The sequence below is a fragment of the Ideonella azotifigens genome (assembly GCF_006519715.1).
In the GTDB taxonomy this organism is placed as follows: domain Bacteria; phylum Pseudomonadota; class Gammaproteobacteria; order Burkholderiales; family Burkholderiaceae_C; genus Ideonella; species Ideonella azotifigens.
The window spans coordinates 1-6,787 of record NZ_VIDT01000276.1 but is presented as its reverse complement, the minus strand read 5'-3'; the positions used below and the strand labels follow the sequence as shown (position 1 = coordinate 6,787).

Sequence of the window (6,787 nt, the reverse complement as noted above, 5' to 3'; positions counted from 1 at the left end):
GCGCGAACCGCGGCTGCAGCGCGCCATCGGCGTGGTCTACCGCCCTGAAGCCGAGCGCGAGAACCACCATTTCTTTTCCCGCGCCGCCGAACAGTTCGATGCCTTGCTGCACCTGGACAGCACCCGCGCGCTGGCCCCGCTGTTGCCCGAGCCAGCCTGGCGTGCCGGCGATGGCCAGCCGCTGACCAAGGAGTCGCTGTTGGCCCTGCACGGCGACATGCACGAAGCCTTTCCCACGGGGCTGTGAGCCCAACGCAATGAAGCCGCCCGGGAGCGGCTTCTTTCTTGACGGGGCGGGCGTTCGGCGTCAGTGAGAAGCGGTCTTCTTGGACGCGCGCTTGGACGGCACCTTGCCGCCTTCCTTTCGCGCCTCCGACAAGCCGATCGCAATCGCCTGCTTGCGGCTTTTCACCGGCTTGCCGGTGGAGCCGCTTTTCAGCTTGCCTTCCTTCAGCTCGTGCAGGGCCGTGTGTACCTTTTCCTGGGCCTTCGCGCCATAACGGTTGGGCATTGCATGTTCCTTTCAGAGGGCGGTGAGATGTGGCGGCAAGCCAGCTGCCGCCTCGTGCGTCAGATGGGCTCAGCTCAGCGGGAAGCTGCTGGTGCCGCGCTGGGAGCCACCGCAGCCTGCAGCGTGCGGGCCATCTCCAGGTGATGCTGCAGCGCCGGCAGCGTCTTCACCGCGAAGGCCTTCACGTCTGCGTCCTTGGCATCGGTCGAAGCCTTCTGGAACAGTTTCACCGTGTCTTCGTGCGCCTTCACGCCAAAGCTTTCCACGTAACGCTGGTCGAACTTGTCGTCGTCGCCGACCTTGATCAATTCGAGCTTGGTGCGCTTGCCCAGCGACGCCTTGTCCGAGAGCGTCACGTTCTTGCTCGCCGCCAGCGCCTTCAGCTCGTCGGCCGTCGCGGTGTGGTCCTTGATCATCTGCGCAGCGAAGGCCTTCACGTCGTCGCGCTTGGCCTTGGTCTGCGCCAGCTGGCTGGCTTCGATCTCGCCATTGCCGGCCTTGGCGGCATCCTTCATGAAGCTGCTGTCGGCATGCGAGAGCGAGTCCGCTGCCATCGCCAGGCCACTGGCCAGCAGCAGCGTGCCCATGGCCAGCGCCGGGCGCAGGCCACGGCGCATCAGGGAAGGCCGGCGAGCGGCGGGAGTGTCGAAATGGGCGAGGGTGTGAGACATGGCATCTCCTGGTGGTTGGTCGTCATCACCTTCTGGCAAACCGGAGGCCCAAGCCAGCGAGCGCGCTGTCCGCCAGCTTGTCCCCTTGTGTGTGTTTGGCGCTCAGTTCCAGCGCGCGTGCTGCCCGGCCAAGCTGAAGCGGCCCGCGCCCAGCAGCAAGATGGCCACCGAACCGAACAGGTAGAAAACCTGCAACTCCACCGCCCAGCCGCCGGTAGGCGCCAGCGTGAACAGCTGCGTCATGTGCACCAGCGCAAACGCCACCAGTATGTTCGCCACCATCAGCAGCGCACCCACCCGCGTGTACATGCCGATGATCACCAGCACCGGCCCCAGCACTTCCCCGAGGTAGGCGCCATAGGCCAGCACCGGCGGCAAGCCGTGCTGCGTCAACATCGCCATCACCTGGCCCGGCCCTTCGACGACCTTGCTGAGGCCATGGAACAGCATCAACACCGCCACCGTCAGCCGCAGCACCAGCTTGCCGGCGTCGGCGGAGGCAAGCACTGCGGGCGTGGCGACCGGACGAAGGTACTCCCGCGAGATCGGGCGGGGCGCCTGGCGGGACGCGGAAGAGGGCAGGGACGAGGTGGGCATGGCGAGCTCCAGAAGAGAGACGGCGGTAACAAGCGAAGGGCATTCGGTGTGCCGCGTGACCGCCAGAGCGCATGCGCGCCAGCAGCAACATCGCCCCCGCGCTCAGGCACCATTCACATCTCTCTTGAAATGCAGCGTCGCGCTTTCTCCTGCATCAAAGGTCGTGGCAGCACGGTAAAGGCCAGGCTTGTGTCAGGTGGCGAGCGTAGTTCGGCCGGCGAGTCCGGCAGAATGCGCGGCAAACATATGAGTTTCCTCCGGGGCAGGGCGCCTCTCCTCGTCCAACTGCAGGTTCAACACGGACAAAAAGGCTTTGCATTTTTGCCGGTTAACCTGGGCGTTAGATCAGACATCACCACCGAAAGGTACCTATGAGACGCTGGATAAACCAGAACCGAGGCTTTCTGATCTTCTTGCTTTGCTTTGGATTCTTCCGATCAGCCATGGCCGATTGGAATCCCATACCTTCTGGCTCCATGCGCCCAACTCTTTTGGAAGGAGACGTCGTCCTTGTCAATCGACTCGCGTATGACTTCAAGATTCCTCTGACCGACATCGCGGTCATGAAACTTGGAAGCCCTCAGCGTGGCGATGTAGTCACCTTCACGTCTCCTGTGGACGGTGTCCGCTTGATCAAGCGACTCGTCGGAGTGCCCGGCGATGTCGTGGAAATGCGAGACGAAATACTCTTTGTCAACGGATCGGCCGCAGAGTACAGCACTCCCCGAGGTGTCACCGAACCTATGGACCACGGCCGCACCGCCGAAGGCCTGCGAACGACGGAACGGATCGAAGGAAGCGAACGGACCGTCCAGTTCCTGCCGGCCATTGAGGCAAAGCGAAGCTTTGGACCGATCTCCGTTCCGGCGGACAGCTACTTCTTCCTTGGCGACAACCGAGACAACAGTGCCGATTCCCGCTACATAGGCGTTGTTCCCCGTCGCCTTCTTATCGGTCGAGCCCACCACATCCTCGTCTCGGCGAACATCAAAGGCGATTGGTTGCCGCGGCTGGAACGGGTGGGCGAACGCATTCAATAGGTCGAGCAGTGTGATCCCTTCCATCAAGCGGACGTCTTCCAGCAAGCTTCGCTTGCTTCCAGCGGCCGCTCATGTCAAACGTTTGGGGCTGCCATGCCTGGTGCCGGCCAGCGTCGCATGAAGGGGCCGCGAGCTTCCTTCCTGTCCCGATCAGGTGCCGCGAGCGGCAGGTCTGGGATTCACCCGAGAGGAAGCGAGAAATGTCGCTCAAACGAATGGACAACGTTCTCATCGTTGTCGACGATCTTGAAGCCGTCAAGGCGTTCTTCATCGAGCTGGGCCTCAGGCTGGAGGGCGAGACGACGGTGGAGGGCCCTCTGGTCGGAAAGCTGATCGGGCTCAACGATGTCCGAGCCACCCTCGCAATGCTGCGGACTCCCGATGGGCAAGGAATCGAGCTGGACAAGTTCCATGCACCTGAAGCGATCCGGTACGGCCCCGTGAACGCACCAGTAAATTCATATGGCCTTCGCCGCATCATGTTTGCTGTCGAAAACATCGACGCTGTTCTTGCTCGAATGCGCGAGCACGGGGCCGAGCTAATCGGGGAAATGCAGTACGAAGACACGTACCGCCTCGCCTACATTCGGGGCCCCGAGGGCATCATCGTCGCGCTTGCTGAGCAGTCTGCCTGACGCAGATCGTCCAGCGATCCGCTTTCGAGCATTCATGAGCGCGGCGCTAACCCTTCTACAGGGACTTCCCCGCGCGTCAATGACCACTGGTCTCAGGATCCAGATGCCAGTTGAAGCACTGGTGACCATCGACGGAACGGCGGCAGCGGTCTGGGCCGCCATGTCCAACATCGAGAACGCCGCCGAAATCATCAGCGGGGTGAAGAAGATCGAGGTGGTTGAAAAACCTGCGAGCGGACTCGTTGGGCTGAAGTGGCGTGAAACCAGGATGCTGTTCGACGAACCCGCCACGGTCGAAAAGTGGATCACGGACGCGGTGGAGGACGAGTTCTACAAGACCAGGGCGGAAAGCCATGGGTTTGTGTTTTTGGCCACCCTGCGCATTTCGGAGCGCGGTGGCGTGGTGACCTTGCACAGTGCTCACGAGTCCATTCCGCAAGGCTTCGTCGCCAGGCTGAAGCTGATCCCGATGGCGTTCTTCAAAGGTGTGATGAAGAAGGCCTTGCTGCAGGACCTGAACGACATCAAGTCCGCGGTCGAGTCGGCCGGCGCGGGGGCTCGGCGCCCGGCTTGAAAAGCGCTTGCCCATCGTGCTTGAACAGGACAACCTGCGAACATGTCTCTGCCGACCCCCACGCTGCGCACCGAGCGCCTTTTGTTGCGCCCTTTTGGCGAGCGCGATGCTGATGCCATCTATGCCTTGCAGAGCAACCCGCAGGTGCTGCGCTACTGGGATTCACCGCCTTGGAAAGACCGTGCGCGAGCCGGGCGCTTCCTCGCGAGCTGCCAGCAGATGGCGGAGGAGGGCAGCGGTGCGCGGCTGGCCGTCACACGCGCAGGCGATGGGGTGTTCATCGGCTGGTGCTGCCTGGTCGAATGGAATCCGCTCTACCGCAGCGCCACGTTGGGCTACTGTTTCGCTGAAGCGGCCTGGGGCCAGGGTTTTGCGACGGAGGCCGCGGGCGCTTTGCTGCGGTGGGCCTTCGGCGCGCTGGACCTGAACCGCGTGCATTCCCAGACCGACACGCGCAACCTCGCCTCTGCCCGGGTGCTGGAGAAGCTGGGGTTTGTGCGCGAAGGCATGCTGCGGGAAGATTGCGTGGTGGACGGCGACGTGTCGGATTCCTGGGTATACGGCCTGCTGAGGCGGGAATGGGCGCAGTCGCCGCCAGGTTCGGCGGCAGGCTGAAATTTTGGTGCGTTCACCAAGGGAGAATTCTTCGCATGCGTGACAGACGAACAGCCATTGCATGCGCGTGTGCCGCCATGCTTTCCATCCTGCCGGCGTGGGCCGCCGCGCAGGCCGCTGCGGCAGATTCGAACAGTGCTTCAGGCAGTTCAACGGTGCAAAAGCCCATGAGCAGGGTGACTGGCATCGGCGGCGTCTTCCTGAAAGCAAAGGATCCGGCAACGCTGCGAGCCTGGTACAAGACCCATCTCGGCATCGACGTGCAGGTGTGGGGCGGTGCCAAGTTTCGGTGGGTGGACAGCGCGGGGAAATCAACACCAGGCAGCACCGCCTGGTTCATCGGCGACGGCAAGAGCTTCGCGCCCAGCGCTTCCGCGTTCATGGTCAATTACCGCGTGGCCGATCTGCCCGGGCTGCTGGCCGCACTCCGGGCCGAAGGCTGCGAAGTGCTGGAGAAAACCGAGGAATCGGAATACGGCAAGTTCGGCTGGGTGATGGACCCGGAAGGCAACAAGGTCGAACTGTGGCAACCGCCGGAAGGCAAGTAGTGCGTGCGCCTTCCTCGCCAATGATCAAGTGGCTGGCTGGTGCACTGCTGCTGGCGCTGGTGGCTTCGCCCGCAATGGCGGCCACTCAGCTCTACAAGTGCACCGTCAACGGTTCGGTGAACTACCAGCAGAGCCCCTGCCCATCCACCGAAGCCAGAAAGCCGCCAACGGTGGAGGAGCTCAATGCCGAAAGGCAGAAGAAGTTGGCGCAGGAAAAGGAAAGCCCGGCAAGTGCTGCGATGCCTCAAGCGGGAACGCGCACGCGAGCTGCGCCGGCTGCGCCCGGCATTGCCGAGCGAGCGCCTGGGAATGTCTATTTCTCGCCCAGCCCATCGTTCAAATGCGATGGCAGGACTTCTTGTTCTCGGATGACGTCCTGCGCCGAGGCGAAATACTTTCTTGCCCACTGCCCCGGCGTGAAGATGGACGGAAACGGAGATGGTGTTCCGTGCGAAGAGCAATGGTGCGGTCACTGAATCGCTGAGCCATCCGCTGATCCCGCTGTTGCGAGCCAGGCGAGGCGTCAGGCCCCTGTCGAGGAGGCCACATGCCGCTGCAACCCATCCGCCAGCGCATCAAACACCACCCTGCATGCCGCGCTGTGCCGCAGGTCCTCGTGCATCGTGACCCAGGTGTCCAGTTGCATTGAGAGCTCACTCGCCAGCAGCCGTTGCAGGGGCGGCTCGCTGCGCTGGGCCAGCGCAACCTGGCAGAAGCCGATGCCGGCGGCGGCGCGGATCAGCGCGAGCTGCGCCAGGTCGCTGTCGCTGCGCAGCGTGAACATCTCCCGCTTGACGCCGAGGCGCTGGGCGACGCTGCGCAGGTAAGGCGTCAGCTCGTCGAAGCCGATGAACGCGTGGCCGGCCATGTCTTGCAGTGAGCTTGGCGTGCCGTGGGCGGCGAGGTAGTCGGGGTGGGCGAAAAGACCGAGTTCGATCTGCCCGACCTGGCGGGCGACGAGCTGGTTTTGCGTGGGGCGCACCATGCGCACGGCGATGTCGGCCTCGCGCTGCAGCAGGTCCTGCACGCGGTTGCTGAGCTTCAGCTCGATGGTGATGCCGGGCTGCTGGTCGCGCAGGGCCTTGACGATGGGCGGCAGCACTTCCACGCCGACCACCTCGCTGGCGGTGATGCGCACCGTGCCGCTCAAGCCCTTCGCAGCGTCCCCCTGGCCGCTGGCGAGCCTGGCCAGTGCTGCGGCGCTGCTGGCCATGGCCTCGGCATGGCCGCGCAGCGCAAGGGCCGCGTTGGTCGGCAGCAGGCCCAGCTGTGAGCGGGTGAACAGCACCACACCGAGCTGTTGCTCCAGCGTGGCGATGTGCCGGCCGACCGTCGGCTGCGTGAGCCCCAGTTCGCGGGCTGCGCCGGACAGCGAGCCTTGCTGCAGCACGCCCAGCAGCGAGCGATAGAGTTCCCAGCCAATCGTTTGAGCCATACGGAAATGTATAGCTGCTGGCTTGTCTTCGGTAATTCCCAATCAGTGACCCGCTGACCAGAATCCATCCCATCAACCCGATTCCCAAGGAGCATGAGATGGACAAGCAGCAACAACAGCAGACGAGTTCGAAGACGGCGCTGGTGCTGGGCGCCAGCGGC

Annotated in this window: 11 protein-coding genes; 7 read left to right on the top strand and 4 right to left on the bottom strand. The window is 63.5% G+C overall.

Going from position 1 to position 6,787, the window contains the following annotated elements:
* A partial coding sequence (locus FKP22_RS16690; protein ID WP_141288581.1) for an erythromycin esterase family protein occupies nucleotides 1–247 on the top strand: 247 nt, incomplete at its 5' end.
* 60 nt (nucleotides 248–307) lie between these two features.
* On the opposite strand, the gene FKP22_RS16685 is transcribed toward FKP22_RS16690, so the two are convergent.
* From FKP22_RS16685 to FKP22_RS16675, 3 genes are all read right to left on the bottom strand, one after another.
* Nucleotides 308–511, bottom strand: coding sequence for a DUF6496 domain-containing protein (locus FKP22_RS16685; RefSeq protein WP_141288580.1), 204 nt, complete (start codon nucleotides 509–511; stop codon nucleotides 308–310).
* Nucleotides 512–585: 74 nt separating this feature from the next.
* The gene (locus FKP22_RS16680; RefSeq protein ID WP_141288579.1) at nucleotides 586–1,182 is read right to left on the bottom strand and encodes a DUF4142 domain-containing protein; all 597 of its coding nucleotides are present in this window, start codon (nucleotides 1,180–1,182) and stop codon (nucleotides 586–588) included.
* Nucleotides 1,183–1,284: 102 nt separating this feature from the next.
* Nucleotides 1,285–1,689: a DoxX family protein gene (locus tag FKP22_RS16675; protein ID WP_211361435.1), complete on the bottom strand. Its 405-nt coding sequence runs from the start codon at nucleotides 1,687–1,689 to the stop codon at nucleotides 1,285–1,287.
* A 461-nt stretch (nucleotides 1,690–2,150) separates the two neighbouring features.
* On the opposite strand from FKP22_RS16675, the gene lepB reads away from it, so the two are divergent.
* The 6 genes from lepB to FKP22_RS16645 all read left to right on the top strand — a co-directional run bounded on the left by lepB (nucleotide 2,151) and on the right by FKP22_RS16645 (nucleotide 5,667).
* Complete coding sequence (lepB, locus tag FKP22_RS16670; protein ID WP_141288577.1) at nucleotides 2,151–2,819, top strand: signal peptidase I; 669 nt, start codon at nucleotides 2,151–2,153, stop codon at nucleotides 2,817–2,819.
* Between the two features lie 200 nt (nucleotides 2,820–3,019).
* Nucleotides 3,020–3,454, top strand: coding sequence for a VOC family protein (locus tag FKP22_RS16665; protein WP_141288576.1), 435 nt, complete (start codon nucleotides 3,020–3,022; stop codon nucleotides 3,452–3,454).
* A 34-nt stretch (nucleotides 3,455–3,488) separates the two neighbouring features.
* Complete coding sequence (locus FKP22_RS16660) at nucleotides 3,489–4,028, top strand: SRPBCC family protein (protein WP_141288575.1); 540 nt, start codon at nucleotides 3,489–3,491, stop codon at nucleotides 4,026–4,028.
* A 42-nt stretch (nucleotides 4,029–4,070) separates the two neighbouring features.
* Nucleotides 4,071–4,643 carry a GNAT family N-acetyltransferase gene (locus FKP22_RS16655; RefSeq protein WP_141288574.1) on the top strand — a complete coding sequence of 191 codons (573 nt, stop codon included), beginning with the start codon at nucleotides 4,071–4,073 and terminating at the stop codon, nucleotides 4,641–4,643.
* Entirely contained in the window at nucleotides 4,607–5,191 is a 585-nt protein-coding gene (locus FKP22_RS16650) for a VOC family protein (RefSeq protein WP_231012105.1), read from the top strand. The genes FKP22_RS16655 and FKP22_RS16650 overlap by 37 nt, the downstream gene beginning before the upstream one ends.
* Nucleotides 5,192–5,211: 20 nt before the next feature.
* On the top strand, nucleotides 5,212–5,667 hold the full coding sequence (locus FKP22_RS16645) for an excalibur calcium-binding domain-containing protein (RefSeq protein ID WP_170200933.1): 456 nt from the start codon (nucleotides 5,212–5,214) through the stop codon (nucleotides 5,665–5,667).
* A gap of 47 nt (nucleotides 5,668–5,714) precedes the next feature.
* On the opposite strand, the gene FKP22_RS16640 is transcribed toward FKP22_RS16645, so the two are convergent.
* Nucleotides 5,715–6,626: a LysR family transcriptional regulator gene (locus tag FKP22_RS16640; RefSeq protein ID WP_141288573.1), complete on the bottom strand. Its 912-nt coding sequence runs from the start codon at nucleotides 6,624–6,626 to the stop codon at nucleotides 5,715–5,717.
* Between the last annotated feature and the right edge of the window lie 161 nt (nucleotides 6,627–6,787).